The following is a 15,457-nucleotide window of genomic DNA, read 5'->3' on the forward strand; positions in this document are numbered from 1 at the left end:
TGATCTCAACGGTCTCACCTTTGGGAAGATCGTAAGCCATGCTGCGAAACGCCTTAAGAACTGCGCCGTTCATCGCTCACCTCCTCATAGACGCTGGCGTCGTCCGGATACCAGAACTCCTTGATGTCAAGGCAGAGGCCAGGGGGGAAGGTGAGCGGTTCCTTAAGGTAGACATAGCCGAAGAAGTTCACGAACACATAGGGCTCCACCGTTGCCGGCTCGCCGTCATCACCGTGCCTGATAGCATAGCGGTGAGGGTAGCCGGGCAAGGCCTCGGGCGCGTGTTCTCGCACATCAGTAAATTTCCCGATAACATCCCGATTGAAAAATGAAACTGTCATTCCGATTGTTTCGTACATTCGATCCTCCTTAGAAAGAAACTTCGATGGTGATTTCTCTTGGCGGCTCCTTGCCAGCAAACAGCTCCTTACGGATGTAGATCGGCCCGAAAGAGGAGTTCTTTCTCGTGTCCGCGTATCTCACCGCGCCCTTCGTTTCCTTGTCGAGCTTATACGTCGTCTTTGCGTTCATGCGATTCACCTCCTTTTCGATTGAGTTTCGGCCTTGAAAGCGGCCTTAGAGATTACGGGAATTAAACCCGCTCTTCCCTTAGTTGGTTGCGTATAATCGTTAATGATATCCATATGTTATAGAATATTATCTTTCAGATGAGATGGTTTGTCAAGTGAAAAATACAATAAAATCATGCACTTATGAGTTATTTTGTCGCCCAGATGGCACGATGTTTGATGCGGCGGTCGTGCCTTATTTATGCTCTATATCGTTATCAGAAGTTTAGTATAGCGTTATGTTGTTTTTGTCATTCGTGACTCGTTGATAATAGATCGTTTCTGCATGACTCAAGGACAGCATTGTTATTTTTCATGAGGGTAAGTGTAAGGGTCATGTCGTAAAAGTGCGTGAGACAGCATTTGTGAGCTCGCTGGCGGCATATTCTCCGGCCGGCGTGGATTTAAGAAGTCCGGCTTTCCGGTGATTGTACAGCGATGATTTTTTTATCCGGTATCCCTGCGAATGCAGGTATTCGAGAGCTTTGAGCAGATTAGGAAAGACGGGTTCAGCCTGCGGGTTGGCGGATAATTCGGCTTCGGCTTGCAGGTCGCGCAGAAGTCTCCAATCGGAGGGACTGCTTGATCCATTCCCTATGCGAACAAGTACGTCGGCTAATATTTTCTTTCGGGCCTGCTTCGCAAGTTCGAGCAGTTGAGTGGGGTCGTTGTCGGGCAACGCTATTGTTTTTTCACAAGCTCCCTCAACACTCCTTCAATCTCCTTTTTTTTCACAAGCATGCAGGTCTTCTCTTTTTATCATCATTTTTTTTCAAAAAGGTCTCGTTTTTTGAGGTTTAACGCCTCGTAAGCATTTCAGCCTGCCGGAAGGACCCACGCTTCCGCTTAACGGATCAGGTTCATTGGCTACTTGGAACTCTAACTCGAACTGAAGATTTTTAAACATCTCACTGTCATATGCGAGGCACACCTGAGCGCCAAGCCTGCACATGAGGAAGATTCTGTGTTCCTGTTTTGCGGGAACGCCTTCGTCGAGAAGAGACGTACAAAGAGCAACGTCATCGAGCCTGACCTTGACATCAACTTGAACGTCTTTCAAACCAGCCTCCTTTACATTGATACAGAGTTGACTATACTCAGAACTGCGCCCCTGACCATACCTTCAGGCTTTGGGCTTGTGTCGCTCACGCTCTCGGTTGGCGGCGATTCGCCTACTAATTCCTGGGTGTCGACTCGCCGTATGCGGCCTTCCTTGTCCTTGTAACATGCAGGTCCCTTCCCGCGTTTAGGCGGTGGGGGATCGTCGGACTTGCCGCGCTCCTTCTTCAGATCAGCCCAGGACAGGATCGTGTAGTAGTGCGACGTACTCTTCCTGTCAAATTCTTCGATGTTTCTGCCACGGGCGATATTGACCTGTTCGATCCAGTAGTCTGTTTTTTCCTGTCCAAATTTCTTGATGAGTTTGAAATACTCCTCGGAGGTGAGGAACACGTTTTCCAGGAACAGTCTTTTTTCAGGCTTTGTCTCAAACGATTCGGACGGGGAGGCGGCCGCGCTTTCCTTTTCTCCCCCCTGTTCCTGTTTCTGTTCCTGTTTCTGTTTCTGTTCCTGTATGCCGATACCCTTTGAGGTGGGTTCCTTAAAGTATTGTCTGAACCGTTTCGCGAACGGTTCCCCTAAACCTTTACAGGTATCTGACATTGATGCATAGAACTCATTCTTCAAATCACAGGACGGCAGCTCATTGAAGATTCCGGCCCACGATTGCACGACATTTGGGTTCGCCGGTGGGTTATGTTTTATGAACCGAGGTATCAGAATAAACATTGCCCTTTCATCGTGCTTCACCATACCGTTCTGAAACAGTTCCGTTAACGCTTCCCGATACCCTTCCAGCGGTATGCGGACTTCTTCCGCTAGACAGGAGACAGACATTTTAAACGCCCCGAACGGAGTTCCGAACGGAGTGGTTAAAAGATGGAGGAAGACAAGCTTTGCGCGTTCACTCAAGAATGAGAATTTGTCGCCGTTCCAGATTTTACAGTTAACATTTCGGTATCGGCTCATGGTTTACACCGTTTTGTTGATACCGCAATATTGCCCCAGGGACTTCCCGGATTGCTTGGTTCCACCACCCATCCTTTTTTGCGCTCCTTCTCTTCTTTTGCCAGCATCGCGTCAATCGGTTCCATAGTTTCACCCTCCATAAGCGTTTTTTTGACTGGCAGCAACCACAATTACCATTCTGTAACCGCAGCCGTCAGCGAGCACAGAGGTACGATAAATATGCCAGAGCTTCACGTGTTTGCTTTTCCTTCAAGCCGGGCGCAGAGGGTATTGATGTCGCTTTCTTTCCATGCGCTCGTCCGGACGCTCAATTTCACCGGCTTAGGATATATCCCCTTCCTGATACCAGCCCACCATGTACTCTTTGACACCGGTATTCTTTCAAGCACCTGCGGTAGGCGCAAAAAGCGGTGTTCGTTGCAACCCTCTTGAGACTCAAGCATTTTCGTTATCCTCCTTAGGAAGAAGTTTCTCCATTTCCGTGTTCGGGACTTCCGTTCATTTGCCTTTGGTCGCCTCATCGATCAAACTGCAGCGATGAATTGCCTGGGGTGTCTTCCTTACACACGACCGGATCGCACGTGCAAAGGCATAATTTGACTTCCTTACGGGCGTCACAATTTCGTCCTCGGGTACCTTCTTCTTTCTATTCATTTTTGTCATCTTCCATAGCATGTATAACCTAACATGTAATGTAATTACCAAAGCTAAAAAAATGCATCAAAAAACGGTCTTCAAATATGTCCACAGCGCTGATACTTCGATAGTATAAGTGCAGTAATCTTGTGGCCGATATTTCTTGGTCTTGTGAAGCACTTTCTTAAATGTTTCGTCGTAGGAAGCTATATGACATGAATAATTATTACGATTATCATATGCAATAAGGAGCAGATCAAACGGGGGTCCCGCCATGATGTGTGATGTTGGATTAAGACCCTCTCCGAACGTTTTCTCTTGGTAATCTGTAATATTATCCTTTGCGTCATCCTTTTGGGCGTGTCCCGTCCTTTGTTTGATTGCATCCAGTATTTCCGTTACGAGTGATTTTGTCGCAATTCCGGCGGGTATCTTTCCCCGCAGAGCTAAACAAATACAGATTTCAAAGATGTTCTGAAAGTCATACAGTCTCGGTGATCCGGCTCCTATCGTTTCCCTCGCAGGCGTAATGAAACGTTTCTCTGCGAGGTCAAGGATCTGTCTTGTGGTTACTCCGTGAAGTTTTTTGACTATTTCTCCGGCGGACCAGAATTTCCATGTAAACCTATCTGATGTTATTGCACTCATTTAGTGTATATTAGAACACTAACTGGGTGATGTCAATATATTTTTTGTTTTCCGATAAAACACTCGTTTCTGGTTTGATTTCGTAAACCTATCGGACAGACCCCTAGGCACGTCTGTTCTGTGCCGTTTAATGCTCCGCCACGAGGTCGAGCGCGTCGCCGGATCGTCTCCCAAGCTTTGTTATGCATGATCATGATTGTTGTTGTGCCTGCTTGTGCATCGGCAATACGCTTGCGCCTTGTTTCAGACCATCCAGGTAGTCGGCCCATACCTGCATCATCCTACGACGCTCTTCAAGATGCGCGGTGCGGTTGTACGCTCGTCCGTTTGGGTCTCTGACAGCATGGGCAAGCTGATGCTCGATAAAGTCGGGCCTGGCTTGCAGCACTTCATCAAGAATGGTTCGGGCCATTGCCCGGAAGCCGTGACCGGTCATAGTGTCCTTATCATATCCCATCCTGCGAAGGGCTGCGTTTATGGCGTTATTTGACATCGGTCTTGCCAATGACCTGCCCGAAGGGAATACATATCTGCCGTCGCCGGTCAATGCGCGTAGTTCCGTCAGTGTCTCTATGGCTTGATGGCATAAGGGCACGATGTGGGCCTGCTTCATCTTCATCTTATGCGCCGGGATGTTCCAGACCGCTTCATCAAGGTCAATCTCTGCCCACTCCGCCTGACGCAGTTCCCCGGGACGCGCAAAGAACATTGGGGCAAGCCTCAAGGCACACTTCACGACAAAATGTCCCTGGTAGCCGTCTATGGCCCTGAGAAGAGGGGCAACCTCTTTCGGGTCCGTAATTGCCGCGTGGTGTCTTTCTCCCGGTTGCGGCAAAGCCCCTTTGAGATCGGCAGCTGGGTTGCGCTCTGCCCTTCCAGTGACAACTGCGTACCGGAAAACCTGCCCGGCAATAGTCTTAACCCTGTGAGCCGACTCCAAAGCGCCCCTGCTTTCTACTCGGCGAAGAGCCGCCAGTAATTCAGGGGCCTTAATCCCTGCAATGGGACGCTTACCCATCCACGGAAACAGGTCCCGTTCCAGGCGGCTCATGATCGTTGACGCGTGGCCAGGCGTGCATGTCAGGGTGAACTTTGTATGCCATTCACGAGCAATCACTTCAAAGGTCTCTACGTCTTCGGTCTGTGCCTGCTTCTGTGCCTTGCGGACAGCACCGGGGTCAATGCCGCATGCAAGTTGTCGCCTGGCTTCGTCCCTTCGCGCCCTTGCCTCCAGAAGAGAAACCCGAGGATACGTTCCGAGGGCAAGCAGTTTTTCTTTTCCGTCGAAACGATACTTGAACCTGAAATATTTTCCGCCCTGTGGAGTGACCAAAAGGAAAAGCCCGTCGCCGTCAAAGAATTTCTTCTGCTTTCTTGATGGCTTGCTGGTGCGGACCTTCGCATCACTTAACGCCATAGGCTTTTTTCCTTAGGGGTATCTGTTTTTGTATGGGGGTATATTTACCTGATTTATACCCCAAATGACCCCGGATTATAATAAAATTTATAGCACACCATCGGACAAATAGCAAACAAAAAACCCGTTATTTCTAACGGGTTTCGCACTCTAGTGAATCATGCCGTATTGCTAAATGGTGGAGGCGGCGGGAATCGAACCCGCGTCCAGAAAAGAAGTCTTCAAAGAGCCTACATGCTTAGTTAGCGTTTTACGTCTCGGACGAAAGAGCACCCACTAACGGGTTCTCTTGAATCCTCAGCCTATAAGTTTTCGCCACGTCGTATAGACATCCGGTGTGGCTATCCCGCTTGCATGACGCCATATCGGACTTGAAGCAGGAGGAAAGTCCGTATGACGTAGCCGCGATTAAGCGGCTAGTGCGTACTCGTGAGAGTCTGCAGTTATTTTTAGTTCCGCTTGGGTACGGGTAAGCAGTAACCCGGCATGCCTCTTTGACCCTTACATCCCTGTCGAAGCCAGTCGCCCCCTTCATCGTATTCTCGACTCCCTTTCCATGAGTCGTCTTTCGTCTTTCTTCTTGATGCTCTCCCGCTTATCGTAGAGCGTCTTTCCTTTTGCCAGAGCAATCTCCATCTTTGCCATGTTCCGGCTGTTAAAATAGAGCGAAAGCGGCACGATCGTATAACCTTTCTCCTTCACCTTCCCCGATAACCTCGCGATCTCCCTCTTGTGCATGAGGAGCTTTCTCGTCCTCTTGGGCTCGTGATTGTAAATGTTCCCGCAGGAATAGGGGCTGATGTTGGCGTTCACGAGAAAGAGTTCGCCGTCTTTGATCCTGGCGTAGCTATCCTTCAGGTTCGCCTTTCCTTCCCGTAAGGCCTTCACTTCCGTGCCGGTGAGGACCAAACCCGTTTCAAACTTCTCCTCGATATGGTACTCGTGAAAGGCCTTTTTATTCGTACAGATCGCCTTCATATATATAATATTATAACACAGGGTAGGCTAAAAAAGAAGGTCTGGTCTGGCCTGTGACGAATCAGGCCTCCATCACAGGCAACTCGATGATGAATTTTGTCCCCCTCGGTACATTGTCCTCCACGTTTATTTTCCCCTGATGTTCAAGGATGATTGCGTGGACAATGGCGAGGCCGAGGCCGGTACCCCCCTCGTCTTTTGTAAAATAGGGGTCGAATATCCTCTCTTTGTCCTCCGGGGCGATGCCCTTGCCCGTGTCGGTGAATTCGATGATGGCCGTTGACCTTTCCTTTTCGTATCTCGTGCGGATTCCGATAGCGCCCTGGTCCCCGTTCAAGGCCTTTACCGAGTTCGTGATAAGGTTGATCAAGGCTCTTTTGAGGCCGTCTCTGTCCATTCTGAAATGGGGTATGGGCTGTCTCTCCACGTGGAAGGCGATGTTTTGATAAAGGTTCTTGTAGAGGTCCACGGTCTCTTCCACAATGGCATTCAGATCTTCCAGGGTCTTGGCCTGCGAGATATGGGTGAGTTTGGTAAGCTCGTTGACAATCCCTTTTATGTCATCAACGGAACGTATGATCACGGAGGTTGCCTCGTCGAGCGCTTCCTTATCCTCCCCCTCGGAATGCGGGACGATCTTGCGTCGTATACGCTCGGCCGAGAGCAGGATAGGTGTGAGCGGGTTCTTGATCTCGTGCGTGAGCTTGCGGGCTACTTCCCTCCACGTGGCAAGCTTCTCAGCCCTCACGATGTGCGTAATATCGTCAAAGGCGACGATGAACCCTTCGATCTTGTTTGACTCATCTTTAAGGGCCGTCAGCGAGGCCCTGATGTAGGTAATATCCTTTTTGATATTCAGGCGCAATTCCTTGGTGGTGCTCGTCTCGCCGGTTGTCTTCACCTCTCTCAAAAAGGACTTGGTGAGCATCCTGAAATCGCTGCCGAAGACCTCCCTCAAGGAGATCCCGTGCCAGCTCTCTTTCTCCGCACCGAGGATATGCTTGGCGGCCCTGTTTAAAAGCACGATGTGGCCGGTTTTGTCCGTGGATATGATGCCCGTGGCCACATTGTCAAGGATGACCTCCATGTACCGTCTTCGCTCTTCGATCTCGTTCTTGGCGATTTGCAGCTCGCTCGCCATGCTGTTGAATGCCTTTACCAGGGTGCTGATTTCATCCTTGCCCCTGTCCTCGAGGTTGATGTCAAACTTGCCCCTCGCGATGATAGCGGCCCCCTCCTTCATCTTCTCGATAGGCACCGTAATCTCGGCTGCCATTTTTATCCCCACCCATATGGAGAGAAAAATGGTGAGCATGGTAATAAGAAAGAGCGGCACGATGAAGCTATATTTCAGAACCTTCTTGATGACCCTTGATTCCTTGAATTCCTTGCTCGCAGCAGCGATTTCCTTGATCCTCTCCGTGCCCTGGACCTTCATGGCATCGCCGATAAAGAGGACGGCTTCAGGGGTCCCGTCCTCATCGAGAATCTGCCGGCCCATGATAATCATTTCACCATCGGACACGGGGATAATTTCCCTCACCTCCTGATCGCGCATGACCGTTTTGACCTTGGCCAAAAGCTGTTTCTCAATACCGTCTACAGGGTTACTTTTTATGATGGCCTTGGTGGTCAGGTCATAGACCGAGAAGTACTCGAGAAAATATATCTTTTCGTTCTTTGCCATGAAATTCTTGAGCGCGCGTTCATTGTCGAGTAGTCCCCTTTTCGTGATCTCGCTGGTGAGCAGCGTGGCGATCTTGCCATAGCGATCAAAAATGTCCTCGTAGTGATACTGTGAGAGGGTAAGCGCGTTCTCCAGGGTATCCTCAATCTTCTGACCGAACCATCGATCCATATTCACGTAGAAGAACCCTGTGGCCAGAATAAACAAGGTGAAGGAAGGCACAATAGAGATAAAAAGCAGGGTTGACGTAAGCCTCTTTTTCAAGCTCGATCCCCATATGCCCCTCTTCTTTTCGATGTAAGACTTGAGAAAAATGCGGGTGATAAGAAAAAAGAGAAACAGGATGAGCAAAAGGTTGATGTTGAGGACCACCACGAGGAACTTGTTCTCGCGCACAGGCAGAAATCTCGCGAAATTCGGGAGCGTCACCTCCAGAAACACAAGGAGACCGAAAACCACGAGAGTGATCGCTGAAAAAGTAATTTCCTTCTTATATTTCATGGCGTCCGTTGATGGGTCTAACGTCTAATTATACCTTATCCGTTGAGAGAAACAAAGTTTATCTGGCGGGTAGTTCGCTCTCCCCTCCTGTAGGAAGCGAACATGTCATCGGCGCAAAAGGTACAGAATCCCGTGTCGTATATACGGTCAACGCCTAACCTTAAGAGGAGCTCCCGGTTGGCCCGGGCGAGATCAAGGTACCAAGAGCCGTCTTTTTTCTTGAAGACGGCATCGCTGAAGCCCTGCTCCCGGTAGGTGCCGTATACCTCCTCGCCCACTTCATAACAACAGGAGCGAATGCAAGGACCGAAAAGAGCGCTGATGCTGTCCGTGTGCGCCCCCAGCTTTGCCATTTTCTCCACGGCCTTTGCCGCGATCTTTGTTGCCGTGCCGCGCCATCCCGCGTGGACAATGGCCGCCATGGGGTAGTCAGGTTCTATAAGGATTATGGCAAGACAATCGGCCGTCTTGATAATGCCCGCTACGCCACGCTCAACAAGGATCAGGCCGTCGCCCTTTAGCGGCCTTTCGCCCTTCTCTATCACGTGCACGGCATCGCCATGTTCCTGATCCATGATCACCGCGTCTTTCATTCCAAAGTGCTTAAGGAATTGATTGTCCGGCTCCGAAAAAAGCTTAGGCACGGGAGAGCGCCGCGTGAAAAACCCGTGCGTTACACCGCGTTCCTGAAGTTCGGGCAGATAGTAATAGCTCCAATCGTTTATCTGTTTGCGTGCAAACACTCTACGTCCTACCTCGCCCTTGCATGAACTCTTCCATGTCGTAAGGCACCGATGCCTCGACCTTTACCGATACGTGCGTGACGGGGTGGGCGAACTCAATCCGGTACGCATGGAGCAGTGGCCTTGACGCCCAGGCTTTCGCCTTCTTTCCGTACATCTCATCACCGACCACGGGGTGCCCTTCATGCGCGAGATGCACCCTGATCTGATGGGTCCTGCCGGTTTTGGGGCATGCCTCGACGTAGCTGCATCCGGCAAGTCTCTCAAGCACCCTGAAGGAGGTCTCGGCGCTCCTGCCGCCTCTCGCGAGCACGGCCATCTTCTTGCGCTCCACGGGGTGGCGCCCTATATTCCCCCGCACAATCCATTCCTCCCTTTTGGGATGTCCCTCGATGATCGCCCGATACGTCTTTTTCACGTCCCGTTCTTTAAAAAGAGCCGAAAGTAATTCCTGCGTTCGCATGTCCTTGGCGACCAGAATCACACCGGTTGTACCTTTGTCCAGCCTGTGTACAATGCCGGGACGAACATTTATAGGACCCGTTTGGGGAGCGGGGGGCGCTAAGTGCCCGACTGCAGAACCAGGCCCGCCCTGGTAAACGATTTGTCCCAACTGACCCTGGCGCACACTTCCTGCCCCCACAACGTTCATGGATGGCCCCTCGCCATTTTCGTGCGAGGTATACCCCAGGTATGAGAGGACTGCGTTGACGAGCGTTCCCGACGCATGACCCAGGGAAGGATGCACAGGCATCTGCGCCGGTTTGTCGATGGCGAGCAGATATTCATCTTCGTAGAGGATATCGAGCGGGATCGCCTCCGGGGCAAGGCTTAAGGGTTCTTCCTCGGGGATTTCGCCTTCTATTTCCATGTGCGGCTTGATTTTCAAAGAAGACTTGACCACGCTGCCTCCCACGCGCACGTGGCCCTGGTCGATCATTTCCTTAACTTTTGTCCGGGTAAGGGAAAGTTTTTCCGAGAGGAAGACGTCGAGCCTCACGCCTGACCGGTCGGAAACGATGTGGAAGCTATCGGGCATCTCTGGCTACGGCTTGAATACCTTTTATGAGCAGGGTTTCGTCCTCTTTGAGGATGGTCCTCATATCGAGGATGAGCGTCTCTTTTTCGATCCTTCCGATAATGGGAACGTCCAGGCTTCTCAATCGCCTCTCCAAATCGGCAGCGGTCATAGCGCGCAATTTAAGCGATATCCCTGAGGAGGGTATGATCACATCAGGGAAGCTCCCTCCCCCCACTTCGGAGCGGACTTCCACGGCGGAGATGTCTATATTGTCGCATCTCTTTTTCAGCTCGCCCGCCAGGCGTCTCGCCCGTCTTTTGAGCACGCTCGGGTCTTCCTCAATCATCTTAAGGGTGGGTATCTGTTCTTTGGCCGTCTTCATATCGAGGTAAAGGAGAAGGGTGCTTTCAAGCCCTGCGAGGGTAAACTTATCGGGCCGGAATGCCCTGGTCATGGGGTTTTTCTTCATGCTGTCAACACATGTTTTTTCGCCCACGATAATGCCCGCCTGGGTGCCGCCCAAAAGTTTATCCCCGCTGAAGGAGACAACATCAAACCCTTTCGCGACCTCCCGGATGATGAGCGGTTCGTCGAGAACGCCAGGCACTTTCACGTTATGCAGCAAACCGCTCCCCGCGTCATAAAATACGGGAATGTTATATTTCTTTCCTAAAGCCGTCAGTTCCTCGGAGCTCGCCTCATGCGCAAAGCCGCGGATGCGGTAATTACTCGTGTGCGCCTTCATGATGACGCCTGTATTTTCGTTTATTGCCCGCTCGTAATCGGCAATGTATGTCCTGTTCGTGGTGCCCACTTCCTTCAGGATCACGCCGCTTTTCCTCATCACATCGGGTATCCTGAAGGAACCGCCGATCTCAATGAGTTCTCCTCTGGAAATAAGAACCTCTTTGCCTTCCGCAAGGGTATTGAGGACTAAGAATACCGCTGCCGCGTTGTTATTCACCACAAGGGCGGCCTCGCCCCCACAGAGCCTTTTGAGAATTGCAACGCAGTGCTCGTAGCGATCACCACGCTCGCCGGTTCTCGTATCATATTCGAGGTTCGAGTAATGCGACGCCGTCTCTACAATGGCGTCAATGGCCTTCTTTGCGAGAACAGAGCGCCCGAGGTTTGTGTGGATGATAATCCCGGTTCCGTTGATCACGCGCTTGAGTCCGGCGGTGGTGAGTATAACGGTCCTCTTTCGCGTCTCTTCAATGATCACGTCGGTTTTTGGTATTAAATGTGCCTTTCCGTCGCGGATCTCGCCCCTCAGTTCATCGAGATACTCCCGTAGGGCGTTTTTCGCCACCTCTTCAGGGTGGTTTCGCACAAGTATCGCCCAGTTCTTGTTCGCCAGGATTTCGTCGACCTTGGGTATCTTTCTCAACAGTTCTTTTGACATGCCGTACAACCCCCGGAGTTTAATTTGTACCACACAACATGCCCTTTATCAACCGCAGACCATTCCTGTTGAATAATCGGCCTATCTATGCAAAGATTGTATTCCACAGAGAAAATTAACTCAAGGGGTATAGATGATATGAATAAAGTAGAACGCGCTCGTCTCACATTCGACAGCGGCTTTAATTGCGCCCAGTCGGTGCTCCACGCGTTTTGCCATGAATTCGGGCTCGATGAGGCACAGGCGTTCAAGATTGCCTGCGCCTTCGGGGGCGGCATGGACAAGATGGCAAAGACATGCGGGGCCGTGACGGGCTCTTTCATGGTCATAAGCCTTAAATACGGCAAAACGCGAAGCGACGACAAACAGGCCAAAGAAACGACAAACAGCTTCGTAAAAAGGTTTGCCGACCTCTTCGTGAGCGAGCACGGCTCTATCGAGTGCCGGGAACTTCTCGGCTGCGACATCAGCACGTCTCAAGGGTTCTCTTTTGCTCAACAAAAAGGTCTCTTCAAAACCTCCTGTCCTAACTATGTGGAGAGCGCGGTGAAGATACTCGAAAAACTATTATGAGGTGCGCGGTATGGAATACGATGGCGTACTCAAGCTTCTCGCCCCCTGTGGCCTCAACTGCAGCAAGTGTATGGCATTTGCGGACGGCGATATCAAGAAACATGCGGAAAAACTCAAAGAACTTCTTGGCTCCTTTGATGTGTACGCGGAACGCTTCTCGGGCTTTTCGCCCGTTTTCAATAATTATCCACAATTCAAGGAGCTGCTTGAGCATTTTGCCCAAGCCGGCTGCCGGAGCTGTCGTACGGGTGCTTGCGGATTCTATTCCAATTGCGGTGTGGCTGCCTGCTTCCGTGATAAGGGTGTTGATTTCTGTTTTCAGTGCGGTGAATTTCCCTGCGACAGGACAAACTTCGATACCCATCTCAGAGAACGCTGGATTAATATGAATACCCGCATGAAAGAAATCGGCGTCGAAAAATATTACGAAGAGATAAAAGACAAGGCGCGATACAGCTAACGCGTGAATCGCACCGTGCTTATAGTTTGTCGATGGTCTTTACGACCTTGCGAAGTTTCTTGGGGAGCTTGCGCGGGTTTCCTTTTTTCTTTCCCTGATACGACGCTTCATATTCGTCCTCGTCCTTGGCTTGACCAGGCGACACTACAGTCTGTGCCATCATCTCGGAAAGTTTCACCGGCGTCAGAAACGGGATGCCTTTCGCCTTCGCCTCGTCGATAATTGCACGATCCGAGGTGACAACCACCATGCCCGAGCGCTTCTGCCTTATCCACCCGATGATCACATCATCGGCCGTCTCATTCTGACCCGAATAGATGACATCAACCCCCCGGTAACTTTCCCTCTGTCGCGACAGGGAAAAGCTCTTGTACGCGTCGAAAACTACGGTGATGTGCGCGCCCCTTTCCTTCTTGTATCGGGAAAGTTTTTCAAGCAATCCGCGACGGAGCGTCTCGAGGCTCGAGTCCCCGTGCACGCCGCCCGCGGCTCTTCTGTTGATGAAGTTATATCCGTCGATCACGAGATGGGTCACAAAGAACTCCGCGCTTATCCGTTAAGGCCAATCATACTGAGGCACACCTCATACGCTTGCCGACTTGATTTGCAGGGCCGTTTAAGTCAGTCAAGCTCGCGTATGCGCCTGAAACATGCGCCATACAATCGCAACCGGTTCTTTTATCCGTCTTGACCGCCGGCCTTTTTTTCCATCTTGTAAAAATCTTTCAAAACCCGGTCGAGAACACCGTTTATGAATTCACGGGAATCCTCGCTGCCGTATTTCTTGCCGATCTCGATCGCTTCATCGATGGCCACTTTAGGAGGAACGTCCTCGGAGAAAAGCATCTCATATATGCCGAGCCGTAGGATGTTGATGTCCACATACGTAATCCGGTCAAGTCTCCAGTGGTCGCAGGCGCTTTTGATGTGGCTGTCGATGAGATCTTTTTCCCGCTCTATCCCGGCGAGGAGTTTTTTTGAATAGTCTATGACATCCTGCTGGTAGGGGAATAATTCGCAATATTTTGCCAGTGCACGTTCAGCGTCTTGGCTGTTCGTTTCTATCTGGTAGAGTATCCTCAGTGCTAATTCTCTCGCTTTCCTTCGCCGCACAAACTATTTTCCTTTATGAGGTTCACCATTTCCACGGCAGAGATGGCCGCGTCGAAACCTTTGTTGCCCGATTTGGTCCCCGCCCGCTCTATAGCCTGTTCAATATTGTCGCTCGTTATGATTCCGAAAGAGATGGGCTTCTCGACCTCGAGGGACGCCTGGGCGATGCCCTTGGATACCTCCGAGGCAACGTAGTGGAAATGGGGTGTGGCGCCTTTAATCACCGTGCCGAGACAGATGATGGCGTCGATCTCTTTTTTCTTGGCCAAAAGTTTCGCCACAAGGGGTATCTCGAAGGCGCCTGGTACTTTATACACTGCAATCTGTTTTTCGTCGGCCCCATGTCTTTTCAAGGCATCAAGGGCACCTTCAAGAAGTCTGTCGGTGATGAAGCTGTTGAACCTGCTTACCACGATTCCAAACCTGAAACCCTTTGCATTGAGCTTGCCCTCTCGTATCATATTCGCTCCTTATATATTATTGAGAATATGGCCAAGTTTTTCCTGTTTGGTCCTGAGGTAGGCGACGTTATCTTTTGTCGGCTCCATTTCGATGGGCACCCTTTCGGTCACCGTAATGCCATATCCTTCAAGACCTTTTATCTTTTTCGGATTATTCGTAAGCAGCCTCATCTTTTTCAGGCCGATATCGGCAAGTATCTGCGCGCCGATGCCGTAGTCACGAAGGTCCGGCGAGAACCCGAGCGCCAGGTTCGCCTCCACCGTATCGTGGCCGTGGTCCTGGAGGCAGTACGCCTTGAGCTTATTGAGAAGCCCTATGCCACGTCCCTCCTGCCTCATGTAGAGAAAAACGCCCTTCTTCTCCCGTTCGATCATCTTCATGGCCGTGTGGAGCTGTTCGCCGCAGTCGCACCGCATGGAGCTCAAAACGTCCCCGGTAAAACACTCTGAATGGACGCGCACCAGCACCTCATCGTCGGGTGTGATATCCCCCTTGACGAGCGCCATATGCATTTCTTTGTCCACATCGTTTTCGTATCCGATAAGGGTAAACTCGCCGCCGTAACGCGTGGGAATCCTGGTTTCCACCACCCGTCTCACGAGCTTTTCGTTCTTCATCTTGTACTTGATCAGGTCTGCGATGGTCACGATCTTGAGGCCATGCTTCTCAGCGAACACCTCCAAATCGGGAAGTCGCGCCATGGTTCCATCTTCGTTCATGATCTCGCAGATTACCCCGGCGGATTTAAGCCCGGCCAGGCGTGCAAGATCGACCGACGCCTCGGTGTGGCCCACGCGAAAAAGAACCCCTCCCTTTCTCGCCATGAGAGGAAAGATGTGGCCCGGCCGTGAGATATCTTCTGCTGTAGACCCTTCATCGATGGCCACCTCTATTGTCCGTGCCCTGTCGGGCGCTGAAATACCGGTAGTCACACCGTGCTTCGCTTCGATGGAGACGGTGAATGCCGTATTGTATGGCGAGGTATTATCTTCCACCATAAGGGGAAGATCGAGTTGCCGGACCCGCTCTTCGGTGAGCGACAAGCAGATAAGGCCGCAGGCGTAGCGTGCCATGAAAGTAATCACCTGGGCGGTCGCTTTCTCCGCTGCGATCATCACGTCGCCTTCATTTTCTCTGTCCTCGTCATCGATAATGATGACCATTTTGCCTTCCCGGATATCGTGAAGCACATCCTCGATACTCGAAATCGCCATCT

The 15,457-nt window shown here is 51.0% G+C and carries 20 protein-coding genes and 1 other RNA gene; 2 read left to right on the top strand and 19 right to left on the bottom strand.

The features are described 5' to 3' along the window. Positions 1 to 53: 53 nt before the first annotated feature. The 15 genes from VMT62_08770 to selA form a co-directional block, all read right to left on the bottom strand. Entirely contained in the window at positions 54 to 359 is a 306-nt protein-coding gene (locus tag VMT62_08770) for an LPD28 domain-containing protein (GenBank protein HVN96507.1), read from the bottom strand. A gap of 10 nt (positions 360 to 369) precedes the next feature. After that, positions 370 to 531, bottom strand: a complete 162-nt coding sequence (locus VMT62_08775; protein ID HVN96508.1) for a hypothetical protein — start codon at positions 529 to 531, stop codon at positions 370 to 372. 810 nt (positions 532 to 1,341) lie between these two features. Further along, positions 1,342 to 1,629 (bottom strand): hypothetical protein, encoded by a 288-nt coding sequence (locus VMT62_08780; GenBank protein HVN96509.1) that lies wholly within the window; start codon positions 1,627 to 1,629, stop codon positions 1,342 to 1,344. 11 nt (positions 1,630 to 1,640) lie between these two features. Further along, positions 1,641 to 2,597 carry a hypothetical protein gene (locus VMT62_08785; protein HVN96510.1) on the bottom strand — a complete coding sequence of 319 codons (957 nt, stop codon included), beginning with the start codon at positions 2,595 to 2,597 and terminating at the stop codon, positions 1,641 to 1,643. Then, on the bottom strand, positions 2,594 to 2,722 hold the full coding sequence (locus VMT62_08790) for a hypothetical protein (GenBank protein ID HVN96511.1): 129 nt from the start codon (positions 2,720 to 2,722) through the stop codon (positions 2,594 to 2,596). The genes VMT62_08785 and VMT62_08790 overlap by 4 nt, the downstream gene beginning before the upstream one ends. A gap of 105 nt (positions 2,723 to 2,827) precedes the next feature. Further along, complete coding sequence (locus VMT62_08795) at positions 2,828 to 3,040, bottom strand: AlpA family phage regulatory protein (GenBank protein HVN96512.1); 213 nt, start codon at positions 3,038 to 3,040, stop codon at positions 2,828 to 2,830. Positions 3,041 to 3,095: 55 nt separating this feature from the next. Next, complete coding sequence (locus tag VMT62_08800) at positions 3,096 to 3,251, bottom strand: hypothetical protein (GenBank protein ID HVN96513.1); 156 nt, start codon at positions 3,249 to 3,251, stop codon at positions 3,096 to 3,098. A gap of 66 nt (positions 3,252 to 3,317) precedes the next feature. Next, entirely contained in the window at positions 3,318 to 3,881 is a 564-nt protein-coding gene (locus VMT62_08805; protein ID HVN96514.1) for a hypothetical protein, read from the bottom strand. 190 nt (positions 3,882 to 4,071) lie between these two features. Then, entirely contained in the window at positions 4,072 to 5,298 is a 1,227-nt protein-coding gene (locus VMT62_08810) for an integrase arm-type DNA-binding domain-containing protein (protein ID HVN96515.1), read from the bottom strand. A 176-nt stretch (positions 5,299 to 5,474) separates the two neighbouring features. Then, positions 5,475 to 5,828: a transfer-messenger RNA gene (gene ssrA / locus VMT62_08815) on the bottom strand. A gap of 1 nt (position 5,829) precedes the next feature. Further along, positions 5,830 to 6,276: an SsrA-binding protein SmpB gene (smpB, locus tag VMT62_08820; protein ID HVN96516.1), complete on the bottom strand. Its 447-nt coding sequence runs from the start codon at positions 6,274 to 6,276 to the stop codon at positions 5,830 to 5,832. A 61-nt stretch (positions 6,277 to 6,337) separates the two neighbouring features. Continuing rightward, entirely contained in the window at positions 6,338 to 8,464 is a 2,127-nt protein-coding gene (locus VMT62_08825; protein HVN96517.1) for an ATP-binding protein, read from the bottom strand. 35 nt (positions 8,465 to 8,499) lie between these two features. After that, entirely contained in the window at positions 8,500 to 9,207 is a 708-nt protein-coding gene (pgeF, locus tag VMT62_08830) for a peptidoglycan editing factor PgeF (GenBank protein ID HVN96518.1), read from the bottom strand. Between the two features lies 1 nt (position 9,208). Next, the gene (locus tag VMT62_08835; GenBank protein HVN96519.1) at positions 9,209 to 10,246 is read right to left on the bottom strand and encodes an RluA family pseudouridine synthase; all 1,038 of its coding nucleotides are present in this window, start codon (positions 10,244 to 10,246) and stop codon (positions 9,209 to 9,211) included. Next, on the bottom strand, positions 10,236 to 11,633 hold the full coding sequence (gene selA / locus VMT62_08840; GenBank protein HVN96520.1) for an L-seryl-tRNA(Sec) selenium transferase: 1,398 nt from the start codon (positions 11,631 to 11,633) through the stop codon (positions 10,236 to 10,238). The genes VMT62_08835 and selA overlap by 11 nt, the downstream gene beginning before the upstream one ends. 138 nt (positions 11,634 to 11,771) lie before the next feature. Between selA and VMT62_08845 the strand changes: the two genes are divergently transcribed. Both VMT62_08845 and VMT62_08850 read left to right on the top strand, forming a co-directional pair. Beyond that, on the top strand, positions 11,772 to 12,206 hold the full coding sequence (locus VMT62_08845; protein ID HVN96521.1) for a C-GCAxxG-C-C family protein: 435 nt from the start codon (positions 11,772 to 11,774) through the stop codon (positions 12,204 to 12,206). 10 nt (positions 12,207 to 12,216) lie between these two features. Continuing rightward, entirely contained in the window at positions 12,217 to 12,666 is a 450-nt protein-coding gene (locus VMT62_08850) for a DUF3795 domain-containing protein (GenBank protein ID HVN96522.1), read from the top strand. 19 nt (positions 12,667 to 12,685) lie between these two features. On the opposite strand, the gene VMT62_08855 is transcribed toward VMT62_08850, so the two are convergent. From VMT62_08855 to VMT62_08870, 4 genes are all read right to left on the bottom strand, one after another. Continuing rightward, complete coding sequence (locus VMT62_08855; GenBank protein ID HVN96523.1) at positions 12,686 to 13,201, bottom strand: NYN domain-containing protein; 516 nt, start codon at positions 13,199 to 13,201, stop codon at positions 12,686 to 12,688. Positions 13,202 to 13,344: 143 nt separating this feature from the next. Continuing rightward, positions 13,345 to 13,779, bottom strand: coding sequence for a transcription antitermination factor NusB (gene nusB, locus VMT62_08860; GenBank protein HVN96524.1), 435 nt, complete (start codon positions 13,777 to 13,779; stop codon positions 13,345 to 13,347). Then, the gene (gene ribE, locus VMT62_08865) at positions 13,752 to 14,240 is read right to left on the bottom strand and encodes a 6,7-dimethyl-8-ribityllumazine synthase (protein ID HVN96525.1); all 489 of its coding nucleotides are present in this window, start codon (positions 14,238 to 14,240) and stop codon (positions 13,752 to 13,754) included. Before ribE ends, nusB begins: the two co-directional genes overlap by 28 nt. Before the next feature lie 9 nt (positions 14,241 to 14,249). Next, positions 14,250 to 15,455: a bifunctional 3,4-dihydroxy-2-butanone-4-phosphate synthase/GTP cyclohydrolase II gene (locus VMT62_08870; protein HVN96526.1), complete on the bottom strand. Its 1,206-nt coding sequence runs from the start codon at positions 15,453 to 15,455 to the stop codon at positions 14,250 to 14,252. Positions 15,456 to 15,457: the final 2 nt, after the last annotated feature.

It is taken from the genome of Syntrophorhabdaceae bacterium (assembly GCA_035541755.1).
GTDB lineage: Bacteria > Desulfobacterota > Syntrophorhabdia > Syntrophorhabdales > Syntrophorhabdaceae > PNOF01.